15 protein-coding genes are annotated in these 21,087 nt (G+C 66.5%); 12 read left to right on the top strand and 3 right to left on the bottom strand.

The window, feature by feature from the left end:
* Positions 1-359: 359 nt before the first annotated feature.
* From paoA to KV697_RS19270, 5 genes are all read left to right on the top strand, one after another.
* On the top strand, positions 360-932 hold the full coding sequence (gene paoA, locus KV697_RS19290; protein ID WP_374011417.1) for an aldehyde dehydrogenase iron-sulfur subunit PaoA: 573 nt from the start codon (positions 360-362) through the stop codon (positions 930-932).
* Complete coding sequence (locus KV697_RS19285) at positions 929-1,879, top strand: FAD binding domain-containing protein (protein ID WP_219019547.1); 951 nt, start codon at positions 929-931, stop codon at positions 1,877-1,879. The genes paoA and KV697_RS19285 overlap by 4 nt, the downstream gene beginning before the upstream one ends.
* Complete coding sequence (paoC, locus tag KV697_RS19280) at positions 1,876-4,086, top strand: aldehyde oxidoreductase molybdenum-binding subunit PaoC (protein WP_219019546.1); 2,211 nt, start codon at positions 1,876-1,878, stop codon at positions 4,084-4,086. Before KV697_RS19285 ends, paoC begins: the two co-directional genes overlap by 4 nt.
* A gap of 94 nt (positions 4,087-4,180) precedes the next feature.
* Positions 4,181-7,837, top strand: coding sequence for a tetratricopeptide repeat protein (locus tag KV697_RS19275; protein ID WP_219019545.1), 3,657 nt, complete (start codon positions 4,181-4,183; stop codon positions 7,835-7,837).
* A gap of 50 nt (positions 7,838-7,887) precedes the next feature.
* Positions 7,888-9,249 (top strand): cation:proton antiporter, encoded by a 1,362-nt coding sequence (locus KV697_RS19270; RefSeq protein WP_219019544.1) that lies wholly within the window; start codon positions 7,888-7,890, stop codon positions 9,247-9,249.
* Between the two features lie 128 nt (positions 9,250-9,377).
* On the opposite strand, the gene KV697_RS19265 is transcribed toward KV697_RS19270, so the two are convergent.
* Complete coding sequence (locus KV697_RS19265) at positions 9,378-10,082, bottom strand: Npun_F0296 family exosortase-dependent surface protein (protein ID WP_219019543.1); 705 nt, start codon at positions 10,080-10,082, stop codon at positions 9,378-9,380.
* A gap of 410 nt (positions 10,083-10,492) precedes the next feature.
* Between KV697_RS19265 and KV697_RS19260 the strand changes: the two genes are divergently transcribed.
* Positions 10,493-11,128, top strand: coding sequence for a tetratricopeptide repeat protein (locus tag KV697_RS19260; protein WP_219019542.1), 636 nt, complete (start codon positions 10,493-10,495; stop codon positions 11,126-11,128).
* 192 nt (positions 11,129-11,320) lie between these two features.
* Here the strand turns inward: KV697_RS19260 and KV697_RS19255 are convergent, their stop codons facing one another.
* Positions 11,321-11,512 (bottom strand): hypothetical protein, encoded by a 192-nt coding sequence (locus KV697_RS19255; RefSeq protein ID WP_219021532.1) that lies wholly within the window; start codon positions 11,510-11,512, stop codon positions 11,321-11,323.
* Here KV697_RS19255 and KV697_RS19250 point away from each other — a divergent pair.
* From KV697_RS19250 to KV697_RS19225, 6 genes are all read left to right on the top strand, one after another.
* Positions 11,511-13,988, top strand: a complete 2,478-nt coding sequence (locus KV697_RS19250) for a glycoside hydrolase family 9 protein (protein WP_257575453.1) — start codon at positions 11,511-11,513, stop codon at positions 13,986-13,988. The genes KV697_RS19255 and KV697_RS19250 overlap by 2 nt on opposite strands.
* 105 nt (positions 13,989-14,093) lie before the next feature.
* Positions 14,094-14,546, top strand: a complete 453-nt coding sequence (locus KV697_RS19245) for a MarR family winged helix-turn-helix transcriptional regulator (protein ID WP_219019540.1) — start codon at positions 14,094-14,096, stop codon at positions 14,544-14,546.
* Complete coding sequence (locus KV697_RS19240; RefSeq protein WP_219019539.1) at positions 14,543-15,946, top strand: efflux transporter outer membrane subunit; 1,404 nt, start codon at positions 14,543-14,545, stop codon at positions 15,944-15,946. The genes KV697_RS19245 and KV697_RS19240 overlap by 4 nt, the downstream gene beginning before the upstream one ends.
* Positions 15,943-17,127 (top strand): efflux RND transporter periplasmic adaptor subunit, encoded by a 1,185-nt coding sequence (locus KV697_RS19235; protein ID WP_219019538.1) that lies wholly within the window; start codon positions 15,943-15,945, stop codon positions 17,125-17,127. Before KV697_RS19240 ends, KV697_RS19235 begins: the two co-directional genes overlap by 4 nt.
* On the top strand, positions 17,127-18,686 hold the full coding sequence (locus KV697_RS19230; RefSeq protein WP_219019537.1) for a DHA2 family efflux MFS transporter permease subunit: 1,560 nt from the start codon (positions 17,127-17,129) through the stop codon (positions 18,684-18,686). The genes KV697_RS19235 and KV697_RS19230 overlap by 1 nt, the downstream gene beginning before the upstream one ends.
* A 163-nt stretch (positions 18,687-18,849) precedes the next feature.
* Positions 18,850-19,647 (top strand): ThuA domain-containing protein, encoded by a 798-nt coding sequence (locus KV697_RS19225; protein WP_257575452.1) that lies wholly within the window; start codon positions 18,850-18,852, stop codon positions 19,645-19,647.
* Here KV697_RS19225 and KV697_RS19220 read toward each other — a convergent pair whose 3' ends face one another.
* Entirely contained in the window at positions 19,648-21,048 is a 1,401-nt protein-coding gene (locus KV697_RS19220) for an L-serine ammonia-lyase (protein ID WP_257575451.1), read from the bottom strand. It abuts the gene before it with no gap.
* Positions 21,049-21,087: the final 39 nt, after the last annotated feature.

Below are 21,087 nucleotides of genomic sequence, written 5' to 3'. Positions count from 1 at the left end.
GCAACGCGGCCTCCCGATCGTGATTCACATTCAACATATTGGTCCTACTGCATTTTTATCGCTGGAATATATGAGAGAATGGACGGCCGGGTTCCCGCTGCTGATCTGGATCGAGCTGCTTTGCCGGGGGCGAAGCCGACACTTGATCCAGGATATTTTTGCAGGCGACCAAATCGGCCTACGTGCGTTACCTCATGACGATCAGCCAGCGGTGTCGGGCACGACCATCCGCGACCGGGATAGCATCCGGCGGCCGAACAGGGGTCTGAACAGGGTGCAAGGGAGCCGGGACATTGGCGGAAAGCAGTGAATTTACCGTGTCGCGACGCGGCGTGATCGTCGGGGGCGCGGCCTCCGCGATGGCGGCGTCCGCCCCGGCCGAGGCGCAGACCAAGAGGAGCACCATGCCCGCCGATCCCCCCGCCATGCCCGTCATGCTGAAGGTCAACGGCAAGGCGCAAACCCTGTCGCTCGACCCGCGCACGACATTGCTCGACACGCTTCGCGAGCATCTCCACCTGACCGGCACCAAGAAGGGCTGCGACCACGGCCAGTGCGGCGCGTGCACCGTGCTGGTCAACGGAGAGCGGATCAACAGCTGCCTCTCGCTTGCGCTCCAGCATGAGGGCGACAGCATCACGACGATCGAGGGGCTTGGCACGCCCGAGAAGCTGCACCCGATGCAGGCCGCCTTCGTCCGTCATGACGGATACCAGTGCGGATACTGCACGCCGGGCCAGATCTGCTCGGCGGTGGCGGTGCTCGACGAGATCAAGCGCGGCGTACCCAGCCATGTCCAAGCCGACCTGACCGCCAGGCCGCAGGCCTCGGGCATGGAAATGCGCGAGCGGATGAGCGGCAATATCTGTCGCTGCGGCGCCTATTCCAACATCGCCGACGCGATGGCCGACGTCGCGGGAGCCAAGGCATGAAGCCCTTCACCTACGAACGTGCAAAAGACGCCGTTGCGGCAGCACGCGCGGCGACCAGGCCGGGCGCCAAGTTCCTCGCGGGCGGCACCAACCTGCTTGACCTGATGAAGATCGAGGTCGAGACGCCGACCCATCTGATCGACGTGCAGGATTTGAAGCTCGACCGGATCGAGAAAACGAAGGACGGCGGCCTGCGCATCGGCGCGTTCGTTACCAACACCGCGCTCGCCGCCGACGAGCGCATCCGGCGCGATTATGGCGTCCTGTCGCGCGCGATCGTCGCGGGGGCCAGTGGCCAGTTGCGCAACAAGGCGACGACGGCGGGCAATCTGCTCCAGCGGACGCGCTGCCCCTATTTCTACGACACCAACATGGCTTGCAACAAGCGCAGGCCGGGCAGCGGGTGCAGCGCCATTGGCGGCTATTCACGCCAGCTGGCGGTGGTGGGATCGAGCGACCATTGCATCGCCACCAACCCCAGCGATATGAACGTCGCGATGCGGGTGCTGGACGCGGTGGTCGAGACGGTGAATTCGGAGGGCCGGACACGTGCGATCCCCATGGCCGATTTCCACCGCCTGCCAGGCAATACGCCGCATATCGAAACCGCGCTCCAGCCCGGCGAACTGATCACCGCCGTCACCCTGCCCCGCCCGGTCGGCGGCACCCATATCTACGAGAAGGTGCGCGATCGCGCCTCCTATGCCTTCGCGCTCGTATCGGTCGCGGCGATCGTCCAGAAGGACGGCTCGGGCCGGGTCGCGGTCGGCGGCGTCGCGCACAAGCCCTGGCGGGTCGAAGCGGCGGACGCCGCGATGCCGCAGGGGGCCAAGGCGGTGACGGCAAGCCTGCTCGCCGATGCCCGCCCGACCAAGGATAACGAATATAAGGTGCCGCTCGTCGAACGGACGCTGGCGGCCGCCATCAGCCAGGCGAGGACCGCATGAAATTCACCGAGCCAGCCAGCGCCAATCCCATCGACCGCATGACCGTGGTCGGTCGCCCGCACGACCGGATCGACGGCCCGCGCAAGACCACCGGCACCGCGCCCTATGCCTATGAACGCCATGCCGAGGCGCCCAACGCCGCCTATGGCTGGATCATCGGCGCCGCCATCGCCAAGGGGCGCATCCGATCGATGAACCTCGACGATGCACGCGGCGCGCCGGGCGTGCTGGGCATCGTCACCGCCGCCGAGGCGGGAAAGCTGAACAAGGGCAATTTCAACACGGCCAAGTTGCTCGGCGGGCCGGAGATCGACCATTATCACCAGGCCGTCGCCATCGTCGTCGCCGAGAGCTTCGAACAGGCGCGCGCCGCCGCCGGGCTGGTGCGGATCGACTATGATCGCGCCAAGGGCCAGTATGACCTGGACGAAGCGCTGAAGACTGCGCCGCTGACCGGCGGCGAAGAGGGCAAAACCGGCAAGGAAGATCGGACCGGATCGTTCGAAAGCGCCTTTGGTGCCGCACCGGTGAAGCTCGATGCCGAATACACCACCCCCGACCACAGCCATGCGATGATGGAGCCGTTCGCCTCGCTGGCGATCTGGGAGGGGGACCAGCTCACGGTCTGGACGTCGAACCAGATGATCGCCTGGGGTCGCGGCGACCTCGCCAAGACGTTGGGCATGCCCAAGGAAAAGGTACGACTGATCTCGCCTTATGTCGGCGGCGGTTTCGGCGGAAAGCTGTTCCTGCGCGCCGATGCCGTCATGGCGGCGCTGGGCGCGAAGGCGGTCGGGCGGCCGGTCAAGGTGGCGATGCAGCGGCCGCTGATGGCCAACAACGCCACCCATCGGCCCGCCACGACGCAGCGCATCCGCATCGGCGCGACCAAGGACGGCGCGATCCAGGCGATCGCGCATGAAAGCGGATCGGGCGACCAGCCCGGCGGCGGCCCCGAGACGGCGGTCAACCAGACCAAGCTGCTCTATGCCGGGCCCAACCGCCTGACCGCGATGCGTCTGGCCGTGCTGAATCTGCCCGAGGGCAATGCGATGCGCGCACCGGGCGAAGCGCCCGGCATGATGGCGCTGGAAATCGCGATGGACGAGATGGCCGAGAAGCTGGGCATGGACCCGGTCGCCTTCCGCGTGAAGAACGACACCCAGGTCGATCCCGAAAAGCCCGATCGTCGCTTTTCGCAGCGCCAGCTCGTCCGCTGCCTGGAGGAGGGCGCACAGCGCTTCGGCTGGTCGCAGCGCAACGCCAAGCCTGCCCAAGTCCGCGACGGACGCTGGCTGGTCGGGATGGGCGTCGCCGCCGCCTTCCGCAATCACATGAACATGAAGTCGGGCGCACGGGTCACGCTGAACAAGGACGGCCGGATCGTCGTCGAGACCGACATGACCGATATCGGCACCGGCAGCTATACGATCATCGCCCAGACCGCCGCCGAGATGATGGGCGTGCCGATGGACGCGGTCGATGTCCGGCTGGGCGATAGCGACTACCCGGTGTCGGCCGGGTCGGGTGGCCAGTTCGGCGCGGCCAATGCCACGGCGGGCGTCTATGCCGCCTGCGTCAAGCTGCGCGAGGCGGTGGCCCAGCGGCTGGGGTTCAACTCGGCCGATCTGAACTTCGCCGATGGTCAGGTGACGGGCGGCAATCGATCGGTCGCGTTGCGCGACGCCGTCGCCTCCGGCCCGCTGACCGCCGAGGATCGGATCGAGTTCGGCGACCTGGACAAGACCTGGCAGCTGTCGACCTTCGGCGCGCATTTCGTCGAGGTCGGGGTCGATGCCTATACCGGCGTAACGCGGCTTCGTCGGATGCTCGCGGTCTGCGCGGCGGGGCGCATCCTGAACCCGAAGGCCGCGCGCAGCCAGATGATCGGCGCGATGACCATGGGCGTCGGATCGGCGCTGATGGAGGAACTGGCGGTCGACAAGCGCTTCGGCTTTTTCGTCAACCACGATCTGGCAGGCTATGAAGTGCCGGTCCATGCCGACATCCCGCATCAGGAGGTGATCTTCCTGGAGGAAGCCGACGACAAGGCCAATCCGATGAAGGCCAAGGGCGTCGGCGAACTCGGCCTATGCGGCGTCGGCGCGGCGGTGGCGAATGCGGTCTACAACGCGACGGGCGTGCGCATCCGCGACTATCCGCTGACGCTGGAAAAGCATCTCGACCGGTTGCCTGCCATCGCCTGATGCGTCGGTGCGGGGCGCGGTGATTTCCGTGCCCCGCTCCATATGGAAATGCCCCGAACCGACGCTATAGTCGCCCTCTCTTGGGGGGAGGACTATGAAGCTATTTCTGGCGGCGCTCGTGGGGACGAGTGCGCTGACGCAACCGGCCTATGCGTCGGACAAGCCGGTCATCGCGCCCGCACCGGCCTGGGTGAAGCCCGTCACCCCCGCCACTCCCTCCGCCAAGCCCGACGACGCGCCGATCCGTGTCCTCCTGTCCGACCAGCAGATCGCCCTGGATAAGGGCGTGGAGACGGTCTACGGCGAAACGGCCCTGCGCATTCGGACGCCGCAGGGGCTGGCTGCCGGAAACATCTCGATCCCCTGGCGGCCCGAAACCGATACGTTGACCGTACACAAGCTGCTGATCCGGCGCGGCGACAAGGTCATCGACGTGCTCGCCTCCGGTCAGACCTTCACCGTCGTTCGCCGCGAACAGAATCTGGAAAGCGCGATGCTGGACGGCGTGCTGACCGCCAATATCCAGCCCGAAGGCCTGCAGGTCGGCGATACGCTGGAGTTCGCCATTTCGATCACTTCGCGCGATCCGGTGCTGAAGGGCCATGTCGAGCAACTGGCGGCGGCGTGGAACGGCTTCCCCGTCGGCCGCGCCCATCTTCGCGTGCAATGGCCAGGCGCCTTGCCGCTGCGCCTGCGGTCGGTCGGCAGCCTGCCGCCGCTCAAGCCGGTGCGCAAGGGCGACCAGTCGACGGTGGAGATCACCATGGACGGCGTCGAACCCGAAGCCGCCACCAAGGGGGCGCCGCCGCGTTACGCGCTGGGTCGGCTGATCGAGATGACCGACTATGCCGCCTGGAGCGATCTTGGCGCGCTGATGGCCCCGCTCTACGACAAGGCGGCGGCGATCCCGACGGACGGGCCGCTGCGGGTCGAACTCGACCGGATCAAGGCGCTGTCCCCCGATCCCAAAGTTCAGGCGCAGGCCGCGCTGGCCCTGGTGCAGGACCGGGTCCGCTATGTCGCACTTGCCATGGGTACGGGCGGCTATGTTCCAGCCGATGCAGCGGAGACCTGGGCGCGCCGCTATGGCGACTGCAAGGGCAAGACGGCGCTGTTGCTCGCCCTGCTCCACGCGCTCGACATCGCCGCCGATCCGGTCGCGGTCAATACCATCGCGGGCGACGGCATGGACCAGCGCCTGCCGATGGCGGGGCTGTTCAACCATGTGCTGGTCCGCGCCCGGATCGGCGGGCGTGACTATTGGCTAGACGGCACGCGGACCGGGGACACCGCGCTCGACCGGCTGCGCGTACCCAATTTCGGCTGGGGTCTGCCGCTGGTCGCACAAGGCGCCGCGCTCGTCCGCATGGTGCCGCCGCCGCTGGAGCAGCCGACCAACGACGTAACCATCCGCATGGATGCCAGCGCCGGTATCGCCGCGCCCGCCCCTACCCGGATCGAAACCATCCTTCGCGGTGACGAAGCGATCTCCACCAACGCGGCCATGGCCAATCTGACCGGCGATGCGCGCGACCGGGCGCTGCGGGAATATTGGAAGGGCGAATACGACTTCATCGAGGTGAAGTCCGCCACCGCCAGCTTCGATCCCAAGACGGGCGAGGAGCGGCTGGTGATGGAGGGGCTGGCCCGGATGGACTGGGGCGGCGACAGCTATGACACGGACGGAACCGCGGTCGGCTATCGCGCCGATTTTGCGCGGGAGGGGACGCAGGACAAGACCGCGCCCTATGCCGTTCCCTATCCCTATTTCGTCCGCACGCGCGAAACCATCGTGCTGCCCAAGAACAACGGCACGTTCCGCCCCAGTCCGGGGATCGAGGTGGACAAGACGGTCGGCGGCATCGCCTATCGCCGTCATGCTACACTGACCGACGGTGTCTTCACCATCGAGCGGACCGAACGGAGCATGGTGCCAGAGTTTCCCGCCGCCGATGCCCCCGCCGCCCAGGCCGCGCTGCGCACCTTGGCCGATACGCCTGCCAAGTTGCGCAAGCCGGTCGGCTATGTCGCCAGCGACAAGGAGATGGCGGCGGTCGGCGCGAACACGCCCACCACCGCCTATGAATATGGCCAGCGCGCCGCCCTTTATGCCGACCGGGGTATGCGCGAGGAAGCGATCGCCGATTATACCAAGGCGATCGAGCTGAACCCGAACAATGTCTGGGCCATGTCGAACCGCGCTCTCACCCGCATCCAGATGGGGGAGATCGCCCAGGCCAAGACCGATCTGGACCAGGCCGAAAAGATCGATCCCGACTATATCCAGACCATTATCGCGCGCGCGATGATTGCCGACCGCGAGAAGCGGCCGCGCGACGCGATCGCGCTCTATACCAAGGCGTTGCAGCACGAGGCCGACAATCGCTTCGCACTGGGCCAGCGGGCGCTGGCCTATCTGGCGATTGGCGACGGCGCCCACGCGATGGCCGACCGGACGACCGCGGCCGATGTGGCGATCAAGCAGGCCCCCGACTCCGCTCTCTCCTATGTCGAGCGGGGCAATGTGCTGCTCGACCAGCAACGTTTCCCCGATGCACTGAAGGCGTTCGATCAGGCGCTTTCGCTCGATCCCAAGAATGTCTGGGCGCTGGCCAATCGCGGGCTGACCCATGTCTGGCTGCGTCAGGAGGATGCGGCGGCCAAGGATCTGGACGCTGCACAGGCCATCGACCCGCGCAATGCCGTCGTCTTCCGCGCGCGCGGGCTGCTGGCGCAACAAAAGGATGCACCTGCGGACGCCGTGGCCGCCTATAGCAAGGCGCTGGAGACCGAGCCGGGCGACATGTTCTCGGTCAACCGGCGGGCGCAGGCCTATTATGCCATGAACGAGGACGCCGCCGCGCTGGCCGACGCGCGGGCGGTCACGGCCGCTCAACCGCGCTGGGTCGATCCCTATGTGCTGCGCGCCAATATCCTGCGCCGACAGGGCAAGACGGGTGAAGTCGTGGCCGAGGCCGAAGCGCTGAGCGCCGCCAATCCGGGTGACGCCTATGCCCAGGTCGCCGCCGCCAATATCTATATCGCGATCGACAAGCGGGCCGACGCCATGAAAGCCTATGACCGCGCCATCGCGGTGGGGGCCGAGCCGTTCATCTACCTCAATCGCGCGTTGCGTCGTACCAAGAACGATGTGGCGGGCAAGCGCGCCGATCTCGACAACGCGCTTCGCCTGGACCCCAATGATGAAGAGGCGATCGCCGCCAAGGCCGATCTGCTGGCCGAGACGGGCGATCTGCCGGGCGCGATCAAGACCTATTCGGCGCTGCTCGGCAAGAAGCCCGACGAGGTGAACGCTCTGGTTGGTCGCGGCAAAGCCTATAGCCGACAGGGCGACAGCGCACGGGCGGAGGCCGACTTCCGCCGGGCACGAGAGCTAGCGACCGATGCGGGCTGGCTCAACAATATCTGCTGGAACAAGGCGACCGCTGGCGTCGCACTGGATTCGGCGCTGGCGGACTGCAACGCCTCACTCGCCAAACAGCCCGGTTCGCTCGCGGCACTGGACAGCCGGGGCTTCGTCTATCTCCGGCTCGACCGGCTGGACGAGGCGATGGCGGACTATGATCGCGCACTGGCCGGGAACGTGAAGATGGCCGCGTCGCTGTTCGGTCGGGCCGTCGTCTGGTCGCGCAAGGGCGACAAGACGAAATCGGATGCCGACGCCGCCAAGGCGGTCGAACTTGATCCGAATATCGTCAAAACCTTTGAAAATTATGGCATAAAGCGCTGAATCAAGGGCTTTATCGGCAACTCCCGTTCAGAAAACAGGAACGCTTTATAATGAACGACATGGCGGACAGCTTCTGGACGACCTTGCGCAATGTGCTGTCCCCGCATGGTCCCGCGATCATGGGCGGCTCAGCCAGCTATGCGCCGGGCGACTATAGCATCCATTTCTTCCTGCAATTGGCGGTGATCCTGTTCGCCTGCCGCATCGTCAGCTGGGCGGGGCAGCGTTTCCTGGGCCAGCCGCCGGTGGTGGGTGAGATGATCGCCGGCGTCGTGCTCGGCCCTTCGCTGCTCGGCCTAGTCTTCCCCGATCTACAGGCTGCGATCTTTCCCAAGGAAACCCGCAACGTCCTCTATGCCGGGGCGCAGCTGGGCGTGGCGCTGTACATGTTCCTGGTCGGCTTGACGCTTCGGCTCGATCATTTCCAGTCCAAAGCGCGCAGTGCGATCGCGGTGTCCGCCTCGGGCGTGATCGCCCCCTTCCTGATCGCGGTGGCGATCACTCCGCTGCTGCTGAAGGTGCCCGGCCTGTTCACCGCAGGCATCAGCCAGGCCAATGCGACTTTGTTCATGGGGGCTTGCATCGCCCTGACCGCCTTTCCGATGCTGGCACGGATCATCAACGAGCGGGGGCTGGCGGACAGCCCGCTCGGCACCTTGTCGCTGGCGGCCGGAGCGTTCGACGATGCCGCGTCCTGGTGCGTGCTGGCCATCGTGCTGGCGACCTTCGGCGGGGGCAGCGGCGTGGCGATCCTCGCGATCGGCGGGGCGTTCCTCTATGTCGGCTTCCTGATCCTGTTCGGCCGCCGTCTGCTCGCACCGCTGGGCCGGGCGGTAGAGGTGCGGGGCGAGATGAGCACGACGATATTGGCGATCACGCTGATGGCCTTCTGCCTGTCCGCCTTCATCATGGACGCGATCGGCGTGCACGGCATTTTCGGCGGCTTCATCCTGGGCGTCTTCATGCCGCGCGGCCTGTTCGTCACCGAGTTGAAGAAGAAGGTCGAGCCGCTGGCCGTCGTCCTGCTGCTGCCGATGTTCTTCACCTATTCGGGGCTGAACACGCGGATGGACATGGTCAACTCGCTGCCGTTGCTGCTGATCGCGCTGGGCATCCTGGCCGCGTCGATCGCTGCCAAGTTCGGCGCCTGCTATCTGGCGGCGCGCGCCTGTGGCGAGGACAACCGGACCGCGATGGGGATCGGCGCGCTGATGAACTCGCGCGGGCTGATGGAGCTCATCATCATCAATATCGGTCTGCAGAAGGGCATTATCGGCCCCACCCTCTTCTCGATGCTGGTGCTGATGGCGATCGTGACCACGATGATGGCCAGCCCGCTGTTCGAATATGTCTATGGCCGCAAGGCACGGGTGCTAGGCGAGATGGAAACGCTGAACGGCGCGGCGGTCTGATCCCGCGCCGGACCGTCCGGCATCGGCCGGACGGCCCAACCACGATGGACACAAAAAAGGGCGGCCCGAGAGCCGCCCTTTTCGTATCTTCGGTCGATCCTGTCGGACCGACCGTCGAAAGCCTGGGATCAGGCGGTCTTCTTGCGACGGCGACGCGATGCGGCGACCATACCGGCGATGCCCGCACCGAACAGGGTCAGCGTGGCAGGCTCGGGAACCGAGGTCGGCTTGCCACCGAAGAACGAGACGTTGTCCAGCTCGAACGCGGTCTTGTCCGAGAAGAAGCGCAGGCCGCTGATCCGCTCGCCCGACAGCTGGTCGAGCGTGTAGGTCACGTAGCGGTTATACTTGAAGTCGTTGTAATTGCTGCCGGCTGCGTCCGCGCCCGGATTCACGACGTTCGAGCCGAGGATCGTCTCGATCACGTTGCCGGCAGCGTTGAGCACTTCCAGCTTGTTGAACGAGTCGATCGAACCCCAATAGAGGCCGAAGCCGCTATAGGTGTTATCCTTGGTGGTGAGGTTGGCCGTCTGCTGGGCATTGACCATCAGATACTGGGTGAAGTCGCCGGTGGGCTGGCTATAACCATTGGCCGAACCGGTGGTCAGCGCACCGCCCGAGAGCGAAAAGCCCTGACCATAGTTGGTGCTGGCGCCGTTGAAGTCGATCAGGATCGACGGATTGCTCGGAACCTGGTTGCCGTCGACGGAGATGCCGGTCCCCGCCTTCAGGTTCGTGACCGAGGTCGACGTACCCGTGGCGCCCGCCGCGCTGGCGACCAGCGCACCGGCCATCACGCCCGCCATCGCCATCATCTTGATCATACCCGCCATTATCAATCTCCCTGTTCGACACCAGAAACCGATCCGGATTGCGCGACGATCAAGCCATGGCGCCCAAGCCGTCGCCCGATCATCCTTCGACCACCCCGATACGGATCATATCGGAACGGGTATTCCCGAACTGACCGCCCCGATCTTTGACGCGACCTGAGCCGCATTAACTTTCGGGTGATCTTTAACCGTTAGAATTGGGCGAATCATTTTGCCCTGCCCTGAAGGTATATCCGGTTCGCCGCGATTATCGCAGCCGGTAAAGTTTCCCATATTCCCTTTATAGCTCAGATACTTGACCGATTCTGTTTCAGGATAAGACAGGTTATTTTCGGCTTGCCCGCGGTTTGCGCTATGTCAAAGCGCTGCGGACGATAGGTTCCGGCCAACGCAATCAACAGGGATGAATCGTGAAACGCCGCAAGCTCCTCGTCATCGCGGGCATCGTGCTCGTCCTGGTCATCCTGGCTTTCATCGCCAGCGCGCTGATGCGGCGTCCGGCCGACAAACCCACGCCGCCTCCGGTCTTCGTCGAGCGTCCGACGCCCGCGCCGGACCCCGCCAAGGCGCAGGCCGCCGCCAGCAAGGCACCGGGTGACGCCGCCGCGCAGAAGGAACTGGGCGACGCCCTGCTCGCCAAGCGCCGTTTCGACGAGGCCGCTACCGCCTATCGCGCATCGTTGGCGATCGATCCCAACCAGGCGAATGCATGGTCGGCGCTGGGCGAAACGGTGATGCAGACGACCAAGGTGACGGGCGTCGACCTGCCCCCGGCCGCCGCCGACGCCTTCCGCAAAGCCATTGCCATCGATCCGCGCGATGCCCGCGCACGTTTCTATTTCGCGATGGAGAAGGACCTGAAGGGCAAGCATGACGAGGCCATCGGCGAGTGGATCCAGCTGCTGCGCGAAGTGCCCGCCGGTTCGGACGCCGACGAGTCGATCCGCTCGGCGCTGGCGGCCTCGATCAAGCGCAACATCCAGCTGATCAAGCAGGCGGCTGACGAAGCGGGCCGCGTCCAGCCGCGCTACCAGTCGCAGAAATAACGCTTCCTCTCGGAAACGTGACGACGGCGCGGACGGCGAAAGCGGTCCGCGCCGTTTTCGTGTCCGTCGCTGGCCTTTCATGTGAGCGTTAAACAGTGAGCCTCTGGTGACGGGCAACAGCCCTCTCCGAAACGCCCTCGCTCTACCGTCGATCAAATCTTGATTCAGAACAAACGACGATTTTATCGTTGTTTAATCGGAAAAGCTGGCACAGATTGCGCCCAAGGCGAGCGCGGAAACCGCGTCGCCCTGCGTACCGGGCATGGCGGCAATCCGATTGGAAACACCGCCCTGCCCGTCGCCAGAAATGATAGCGCTATCTATATGGAGAGGGGTTATGCTGAAACGGATGGGTGTCATCTTGTTGGCATCGGCAAGCATCATGGCGGCCTGCGCCGCCCATGCCCAGTCACAGGCTCAAACGGTCGCACAGGGCGGCGCGCCCGCCTTGACCGTCACCCCGGCCGAAACGCTGGAACGGCAGGGCCTGACCGTGATGGTCGACCAGAACCAGTTCAGCCCGATCTTCTTCGACGAGAAGAATGCCGGTATCCAGATCGTCCTGCATGGCGAGCGGATCGCGACCGACGGCGCCGTCCGTCTCAACCCCACCCCCGAGCAATGGGACCCCGTCCCCGCCTTTGTCAGCCGCACGCGTGGGTCCGAACCCAATCAGATCGTCGTCCGCTCCGCCTATAAGGATCAGGATCTCGCCTATCGGGTAAAGGTGACGGCGGAGGGCGACGGCTTTCGCATCGCGGTCGATCTCGACCAGCCCCTGCCAGCCGCCCTTGCGGGCAAGGCGGGGTTCAACCTCGATTTCCTACCGACCAGCTATTTCGGCAAGACCTATCTGATGGACAATGCGCCGGGACTGTTTCCGCGCCATGCGACGGGTCCGATGGCGAAGGACGGGTCGGGCGATCCGACGCCCTTAGCCTCGGGCGGCAAGTCGATCACCCTGTCGCCCGAGGACCCGCTGACCCGTGTGACCATCACCTCGGATGCAGGCGGGCTGGCGCTGTACGACGCACGCAACCGGGCGCAGAATGGCTGGTTCGTCGTGCGCTCGCTGATAGCGGCGGGAGCGAAGGAGAATGCCGTCGTCTGGCATGTCCGCCCCAATGTCGTGAAGGACTGGGTGCGCCCGCCCGTCGTCTCGTTCAACCAAGCGGGCTATACGCCGGGCCGCGCCAAGGTGGCGCTGATCGAGACCGATCCGCATGGGCAAGCGCCGGGCGAGGCGGAGCTGGTGCGGCTGGCCGCCGATGGTACGCGGCAGTCGGTCTTGCGCGCGGCCGTCACCCCGCGCGGACGCTGGATGCGGTATAACTATGCCGCCTTCGACTTCACGCAGGTCCGCGAACCGGGCATCTACGCGATCGCCTATGGCGGGCAGGTGACGAACCCGTTCCGTATCGCCGCCGATGCCTATGACCGCATCTGGCAGACCTCGCTCGACACCTTCATCGCCGAGCAGATGGACCATGTCGGCATCCGTGAGCAGTACCGCGTCTGGTCCGCGCCCAGCCACCTCGACGACGCGCGTCAGGCGCCCCCCAACCATGTCCATTTCGACGGCTATAGAATGGGGCCGAACCTCGACTCGCCGTTCAAGCCCGGCGAGCATATCCCCGGCCTGAATGTCGGCGGATTCCAGGATGCGGGCGATTACGACATCCAGACGCCCCAGAATGCGCAGGTGGTCCGCGACCTTGCCTGGGGTCGCGAGCTTTACGGCCTCGACTGGGACGAGACGAGCGTGGACGAGGCCGCCCGCGCGGTCGAAATCCGCAAGCCCGACGGCAAGCAGGATGCGGTGCAGCAGATCCGCCACGGCGTCCTGCAACTGCTCGCCCAATACAAGGTGTTTGGCCATGCGATCGTCGGCATTATCGATCCGGTGCAGCGCCAGTATGCCCATCTGGGCGACGCGGGATCGCAGACCGACAATCTGACCTATGATGCCTCGCTCGGGGTCAGCGAGCGAAAGGGCGGGTCCTCGGGCGCGCAGGACGATCGCTGGGCCTTCACCACCGATCTGCCCGCCAACAATCTGGCGGTCGCCGGAGCGCTGGCGGCGGCGTCGCGCGCGCTGGCGGACAGCGATCCGACGATGGCGGCCGAAGCCTGGGATGCGGCCAAGGTCCTGTGGGGCAGGTTCCAGAAGGGACCGATCAAGTCGGGCGACGGGCGCGACGATTCCGGCACGCCCTGGTCGGCGGATGGCGCCAATGTCGGGGCGACCGTCGAGATGCTCATCACCAGCAAGGGCGATCGCGTCTATGCCGATCGTCTGCGCAAGCTGATGCCCGTCATCGCGAAGAACTTCGCCTGGGTCCGCGCCCCGGCGGTGCGCGCCATCCCGTTCATGGATGCCAGATACCGCGCCGCCCTCGTCCCGCTGGTTCGCGAGGCCAAGGTCAAGATGGATGCGGAGGCCGCCAACAATCCCTTTGGCGTGCCGATCGCCGAGGGCAGCTGGGCCGGATCGCATCAGGTCGTCGAGTTCGGCTCGACCGCCTTCCTGATGCACAAGGCGTTCCCGGAGATCATCGGCACCGAGTATACGCTGAACGCGATCGACTATGTGCTGGGACGGCATCCGGCGAACAATCTGTCGCTGGTCTCGACCGTGGGGACGGCATCCAAGCTGATCGGCTATGGCCATAATCGTGCCGATTACGGCTTCATCCCCGGCGGGCTGGTGCCGGGCGTGCTGATTGTGAAGCCCGACTTCCCCGAGCTGAAGACCGAGTGGCCGTTCCTGTGGTTCGAGAACGAATATACGGTCGCGACGACATCGGCCTATATCTTGGCCGCCAATGCCGCGATCGAGGCGACGAAGGAAAGCCGCTGACCGGCGGCGGGGCGCGGTCGATCGGCCCGCCCCGCCCTTCATGAAATTCATGCCATCTTCGCAACGAGAATTGACTGCCTAGGCAATCATTGCCATGGCAGCGATATGACATCGAACGACCCAGACCCCTTCGATCCCGAGCGCTCGGTCGGATATCTGACCAAACGCGTGTTCCAGCTCGCCCGCATCGGCCTGGAGCCGGTCTTTGCCGATGAGGAAGTGACCCATGTCCAGTGGAGCGCGCTGATGGCGCTGCAATATGGCGTCGGTGGCACCGCCGCCGAACTGGCGCGTCATCTGTGCCATGACACCGGGGCTACGACCCGGATCGTCGACACGCTGGAAGAGCGCGGCCTGATCGAACGCTGCCGCTGCACCGAGGATCGCCGCGTGGTCCGCCTTTCGCTGACCGAGGCGGGACGTACCGTCACGACGCGCTGCAAGGCGAAGGTTGTGGCGCAGTGGAATGCGTGGCTGGCCGACTGGGCGCCGGAGGAGATCGAGCGCCTCGTCGATGATCTGGCGCGGCTGCGCAACAAGCTGGAGACGGTGGCATGAAGCGGTTTGCGACTTTGACCGGGCTGCTGCTCGCGGGCTGTTCGGTGCCGCAGGCGCATCCCGCCATCGCCCCGACCGCCCCCGAGACGCTGGGACTCGGGACGGCGCAGGCGCCGCTGGTTACCGCCGACTGGTGGCGCGGGCTGGGCGATCCGCAGCTCGACCGGATCATCGGCGACGCGCTGGCGGGCAATCCGTCGCTCGACATCGCGCTGGCCCGGTTGCGGCAGGCGGAGTCGGTGCTCGCCACCCGTCGCGCCGATGACGGCCCTTCGGTGACGCTCGATGCGCAGGAACAATATAACCGGCTGTCGGGCCGCTATATCATCCCGCCGCCCTATGCGGGCACGACCCAGTGGCTGGGTCAGGCGCAGGCCAATCTGAACTGGACGATCGACCTGTTCGGGCGACAGGCGGCCGCGATCGAGGCCGCCCGCGCCTCGACCCGCGCGGCGGCGCTGGACGTGACGGCGGCGCGGCTGGCATTGGCCGGGTCGGTCGCGCAGACCTATGTCGAGCTCGCCCGTGCCGAGCGGCAGGCGGCGATCGCACGCCAGACGATCGCCACCCGCACCCGCTCGTTGGGGCTGGTCCAGGCGCGCATCCGGCATCAGCTCGCCAGCCAGATCGACGCGACCGGCGCGCAGACGCTGCTCGCCCAGGCGCGGGTCGCACTGGCCCGTGCCGAAACGCAGGCAGCGCTGTCGCGCAACGCATTGGCGGCGCTGGCCGGTCGGGGTCTGGACTATCCCGCGACGATCGCGCCGACGAAGCTGGCCTTCGACGCGGCGCTGCCCATCCCCGCCACCGTGCCCGCCGACCTGCTGTCCCGGCGGCCCGACATCGCCGCCGCGCTGGCCCGGATCGATGCCGCGAGCAAGGGGCAGGAGGTCGCGCGCAAGGCGTTCCTGCCCAATATCAACCTGACCGCGCTGGCCGGTTTCCAGGCGGTCGGCCTCGGCAATCTGTTCACCGCCGATGCGGGGGCGGCAGCGGCGGGTCCGGCGATCCATCTGCCGATCTTCGACAGCGGACGGCTACGCGCCGGGCTGGTGGGCGCCACCGCCGCGCTCGATCTGGCGACCGCCGACTATAACAACCGCGTCGTCGGCGCGGTGCGCGAGGCAGCGGATGCGGTCACGCGCAGCCGCACCATCGCCACCGAGCGCGCACGCCAGGCCGAGGTCACGCGTGGCCTCTCCGAAACCCGCCGCCTGAACGCGATCCGCGTGTCGAGCGGGCTGCAATCGCAACTCGGCCTGATCGATCCCGACATCCGCCAACTGGAGTCGGATCAGGCCGACGCCAATCTCGCCGCCGACGCGGTCCAGGCGCGCATCGCGCTGGCCGTCGCGCTGGGCGGCGGTTTCTCCTCTTCTTCGCAGGGTATCACGCAATGAGCGACACCGAAGCCGCCACCCCCTCCTCCGCTGCTCCGACGACCCAAGCGCCGACCGGCGGCAAGCCCAAGGCGCGCCGCCTGGGCCTGACCATCCTGGCCATCGTCGTGGTGATCGCCGCGATCGTCTGGGCCGTGTTCCACTTCCTGCTCGCCAAGCCCGAGGAAGAGACCGACGACGCCTATGTCGCAGGTGACGTGGTGGCGATCACCGCGCGTGATCCGGGGCAGGTGCTCGCGATCCATGCCGACAACACCCAGACGGTGAAGGCGGGCCAGCCGTTGATCGACCTCGATCCGGCGACCGCCGATGTCGGCCTCGCCTCCGCCGCCGCCGAACTGGCGCGCGCGGTCCGTGCGACCCGTGCCGACTTCACCAAGGTGAACCAGAGCGGCGCCGCCATCGTCCAGGCCCAGGCCGAACTGGCCCGCACCCGCGCCGACTATGCCCGTCGCCAGGGCGCCGCCGCCGAGGGTGCGGTGTCGGGCGAGGAACTGTCCCACGCCGCCGACGCGGTGAAGGTCGCCACCGCGAACCTCGCGCTCGCCCGTGCCCAGGCGGCGCAGACGCGGACCGCCGTTCAGGGCACCGATGTCGACACCAACCCCGCCGTGATGGCCGCCATCGCCGCCTATCGCCGCGCCGCCATCATGCGCGGCCATATGCACGTCATCGCGCCGATCAGCGGCGTCGTCGCCCAGCGCACCGTGCAGGTGGGGCAGCAGGTCGCGGCAGGCACGCCGCTGATGGCCGTGGTGCCGCTCGACCGGCTGTGGGTCGACGCCAATTTCCGCGAGACCCAGCTCAAGGACCTGCGCATCGGCCAGCCCGCGACGATCACCGCCGACATCTATGGCGGCAAGACCGTCTATCACGGCAAGGTCATCGGCCTGGGCGCGGGCAGCGGCAACGCCTTCGCGCTGCTGCCCCCGCAGAACGCCAGCGGCAACTGGATCAAGATCGTCCAGCGCGTACCGGTACGCATCGGGCTGGACGCCAATGAGTTGCGCCAGAACCCCTTGCGGGTCGGCCTGTCGGCAACCGTCACGGTCGATACCGCCGATCAGCGCGGGCCCCGCATCGGTTCGGCCGCGACCCAGGTCGACAGCACCAGCGGCACCGATGGCAAGGACCCGGCGATCGAGGCCCGCATCGCTCAGATCATCGCGGCCAATCGCTGATGGCCGGGGCCTCCGCTCAAGGTGGCGCGGGGGCATCCCCGGCGCCGCTGAAAGGCCCGGCGCTGGCGCTCGTCGCCTTTGCGCTGGCGCTGGGCACCTTCATGCAGGTGCTCGACTCGACCATCGCCAACGTCTCGCTGCCCACCATTGCGGGCAATCTGGGCGTCAGTTCGGACAACTCGACCTGGGTCGTCACCGCTTTCGCCGTCGCGAACGGCGTGGCGGTGCCGCTGACCGGCTGGCTGATGGGCAAGTTCGGCGTGGTGCGGACCTTCTGCGTCTCGGTGTTCCTGTTCACCATCGCCTCCTTCCTGTGCGGGATCGCGTGGAACCTGTCCTCACTGATCGGCTTCCGCATCCTTCAGGGCGCGGTGTCGGGGCCGATGATCCCGGGCAGTCAGGCGCTGCTGATCTCGATCTTCCCGCCGCAGAAGCGGTCCACCGCGCTGGGCATCTGGTCGATGACGACGCTCGTCGCGCCGATCATGGGGCCGATCCTGGGCGGGTACATCTCCGACAATTATCACTGGAGCTGGATCTTCCTGATCAACGTGCCGGTCGGCCTGTTCTGTGCGGGCGTGTGCTGGCGCGGGCTGTCCGCCCGAGAGACCCCGACCCGCAACCTGCCGATCGACAAGGTCGGGCTGATCATGCTGGTCGTCTGGGTCGGTGCACTTCAGATGATGCTGGACCTGGGCAAGAATGACGACTGGTTCCACTCGACCCGGATCGTCGTGATGACGGTGATCGCCATTGTCGGCTTCATCGCCTGGCTGATCTGGGAGTTGACCGACGCCAATCCGGCGGTCGACCTGTCGCTGTTCAAGGGCCGCAATTTCAACATCGGGACGCTCGCCTTTTGCCTCGGTTATGCGGTGTTCTTCGCCAACACGCTGCTGCTCCCGCTCTGGCTTCAGACGCAGCTGGGCTATACCGCGACCTGGGCGGGCCTCGTCGCCGCGCCCAGCGGGGCGGTGGCGGTGGTTCTGACCCCCATCGTCGCGCGCCTGTCGGGCAAGGTCGATGCGCGGGTGATGGCGACCATTGCCTTTGCGGCGTTCGGGGTATCCTATTGGATGCGCTCCGGTCTCAACACCTCGGCGAGTTTCAGCGATTTCGTGCTACCGCTGATGGTTCAGGGCATTGCGATGAGCACCTTCTTCCTCGCCATGCTGACCATCGCGCTGGACGGCGTGCCGCAGGCGCGCATCCCCTCGGCGACCGGCATCTCGAACTTCGCGCGCATCACGGCGGGCAGCTTCGCCGCCTCGCTGACCACGACCATGTGGGACCGGCGCGAGGCGATGCACCAAGCGCATCTGTCCGAGGCGATCGGGCAAGGCCCGGTGTGGCAGATGGCGAAGAACGGCCTGGGCCATCTGGGCCTGACCGACGTACAGGCCGCCGCCGCCGTCACCCGGCAGATGGTGGGGCAGGCCTATCTGCTCGCGTCGACCGACATCTTTTACGTGTCGGCATGGCTGTGCATCGTGCTGGCGGGGCTGACCTGGTTCACCCGGCGACCCAAGCCGCATGACGGCCCGATCGCGGCGGATTGATAACGATCCTCCCCGGTCCGGGGAGGTGGCAGGCCGTCAGGCCTGACGGAGGGGGGCTTCCTCAAGGGACGACCTTCGCGGCGATCCCCCTCCACCAGCTTCGCTGGTCCCCCTCCCCGTGCCGGGGAGGATTTGCTACGCTCCCCAAAAAGGGAGACGGATGATGCTGAAAACGCTGGTGATGATGGTGCTGGTCGCGGTGGCGCAGGCGCCCTCCGATCCGCATCTGCCGCCCAAGGTGGTCGACAGCGTCGCCCCCACCCTGCCCGCCGGGTTGAAGCGCGGCGTGCTGATCGTCTCCAAGACCAATGGCTGGCGGCATTTCGAGCATATCCCGCATTCCAATGCCGTCTTGGCCGACATCGCCAAGGGCCTACACCGCCCCAGCTTCACCACCGAAAATGCCGCCGTCTTCAACGACGACCAGCTATCCCGTTTCTCGGTGGTGGTCCTGAACAGCGCCAGCGGCGACTTCCTGACGTCCGAGCAGCAGGCCGCTTTCGCCCGCTTCGTCGCGCGCGGCGGGGGCGTGGTGGCGCTCCATGCGGCGGGCGACAACAGCCACAAGGCCCCTTGGTATGTCGATACGATCATCGGCACGACCTTTACCGGCCATCCGAACGGTGCCGACCATATCCAGCCCGCGCGCATCGAGATCGTGCAGCCCCGGCACCCGATCATGGCGGGTGTGCGGACGCCGTGGACGCCCCGCGACGAATGGTACAGCTTCGACGGCAACCCCGCGACGCGCGGCATGACGATCCTGGCGCAGGTGGACGAGGCGAGCTACCGCCCCGGCGAGACGCTGCGCATGGGGGCGGCGCATCCCGTGATGTGGGTCAATCCGCGCACCAAAGGCCGCGTCTTCTACTCCGCGCTGGGGCATGAGCCGCAGCTGTACGACGATCCCGATTACCGCCGCATCCTGACCAACGCGATACGCTGGGCGGCAGCGCAGTAATCAGCATTCCACGACGTTGACCGCGAGGCCGCCGAGACTGGTTTCCTTATATTGCGACTTCATGTCCTCGCCCGTCTGGCGCATCGTCTCGATCACCTGATCCAGGCTGACGATGTGCTTGCCGTCGCCGTGCAGCGCCAGATAGGCGGCGTTGATCGCCTTGATCGCACCCATGGTGTTACGCTCGATGCACGGAATCTGGACCAGGCCGCCGATCGGATCGCAGGTCAGGCCCAGATTATGCTCCATGCCGATCTCGGCGGCATTCTCGACCTGCGCGGGTGAGCCGCCCAGCGCCGCCGCCAGCCCCGCCGCCGCCATCGAACAGGCGACGCCGACCTCGCCCTGGCATCCCATCTCGGCCGCTGAGATAGACGCCCGCTTCTTGTAGAGCATCCCCACCGCCGCCGCCGTCAGCAACAACGTGCGCACCCCGTCGCGCGTCGCGCCATGGACGAAGGTCTCGTAATAACGCAGCACCGCCGGAATGACGCCCGCCGCGCCATTGGTCGGCGCGGTGACGACCCGGCCGCCCGCCGCATTCTCTTCATTGACCGCCAGCGCCCAGAGGCTGACCCATTCGAACACCAGGCTGGGGTCGCTGCGTGGCGCCCGGTCGAGCAGCTTCTGCTTGATCGCCTGTGCGCGCCGCTGAACCTTCAACCCGCCCGGCAGGATGCCCGACGCTGCACAGCCCCGCTCGATCGAGGCACACATCGCATCGCGCACCCGGTCAAGGAACGCGTCGGTCTCGCCATCCTCGCGCCATGCCGCTTCGTTCGCGCGGACGATCTGCGCGATGGACAGGCCGGTTTCGTCGGTACGCTCGAGTAATTCGGCGCCCGAGGCGAAGGGATGTGCCAGCCGCCGGTTGGTCCGCATCGGCTCGGCCCCCTCCATGCGGATCGCGCCGCCGCCGATCGAATAGAAGCGGCGGACGACTGAGCTGCCATCGGGCAGGAAGGCGGTGAAGACCATGCCGTTGGGATGCGCGGGCAAGAAGCCGGGTCTGAACAGCAGATCGTGCTCAGGATCGAAGGGTAGCGAATGACGCCCATCAAGCATCAACCGCCGCGTCTCGGCGATGGCCGCCAGCAGCCCTTCGATCACATCGGGATCGACCCGCTCGGGCGTCTCGCCCGCCAGGCCCAGCAGCACCGCCCGGTCGCTATGGTGGCCGCGCCCAGTCAGCGAGAGCGATCCGAACAGCTCGGCCTGCACGCGGTCGGGGATCAGGCCGGTGTCGAGCATCTCGACCGCGAAGGCCTTGGCCGCGCGCATCGGACCGACCGTGTGCGAGCTGGAGGGACCGATGCCGATCGTGAACAGCTCGGTCACGCTGACCGCGGCGATACTGTCCTCGCTGCGCGGCGTACCCACGGGAATGGCGGAGAGCGTCAAGATCGTTCCAATTGTTACGGCTTTTGACTCGTCTAGCGC

It is taken from the genome of Sphingomonas sanguinis, from assembly GCF_019297835.1.
GTDB classification, from domain to species: Bacteria; Pseudomonadota; Alphaproteobacteria; order Sphingomonadales; family Sphingomonadaceae; genus Sphingomonas; species Sphingomonas sanguinis_D.
This window is presented reverse-complemented; position numbering and strand designations above follow the sequence as displayed.

Coding starts and splice junctions, on each gene's coding strand:
- KV697_RS19240 (WP_219019539.1), top strand. CDS start 14,543: ATGAAGCGGTTTGCGACTTTGACCGGGCTGCTGCTCGCGGGCTGTTCG.
- KV697_RS19285 (WP_219019547.1), top strand. CDS start 929: ATGAAGCCCTTCACCTACGAACGTGCAAAAGACGCCGTTGCGGCAGCA.
- KV697_RS19225 (WP_257575452.1), top strand. CDS start 18,850: ATGCTGAAAACGCTGGTGATGATGGTGCTGGTCGCGGTGGCGCAGGCG.
- KV697_RS19255 (WP_219021532.1), bottom strand. CDS start 11,512: ATGATGCTTGCCGATGCCAACAAGATGACACCCATCCGTTTCAGCATA.
- KV697_RS19230 (WP_219019537.1), top strand. CDS start 17,127: ATGGCCGGGGCCTCCGCTCAAGGTGGCGCGGGGGCATCCCCGGCGCCG.
- KV697_RS19265 (WP_219019543.1), bottom strand. CDS start 10,082: ATGGCGGGTATGATCAAGATGATGGCGATGGCGGGCGTGATGGCCGGT.
- paoC (WP_219019546.1), top strand. CDS start 1,876: ATGAAATTCACCGAGCCAGCCAGCGCCAATCCCATCGACCGCATGACC.
- paoA (WP_374011417.1), top strand. CDS start 360: ATGGCGGCGTCCGCCCCGGCCGAGGCGCAGACCAAGAGGAGCACCATG.
- KV697_RS19235 (WP_219019538.1), top strand. CDS start 15,943: ATGAGCGACACCGAAGCCGCCACCCCCTCCTCCGCTGCTCCGACGACC.
- KV697_RS19245 (WP_219019540.1), top strand. CDS start 14,094: ATGACATCGAACGACCCAGACCCCTTCGATCCCGAGCGCTCGGTCGGA.
- KV697_RS19275 (WP_219019545.1), top strand. CDS start 4,181: ATGAAGCTATTTCTGGCGGCGCTCGTGGGGACGAGTGCGCTGACGCAA.
- KV697_RS19270 (WP_219019544.1), top strand. CDS start 7,888: ATGAACGACATGGCGGACAGCTTCTGGACGACCTTGCGCAATGTGCTG.
- KV697_RS19250 (WP_257575453.1), top strand. CDS start 11,511: ATGGCGGCCTGCGCCGCCCATGCCCAGTCACAGGCTCAAACGGTCGCA.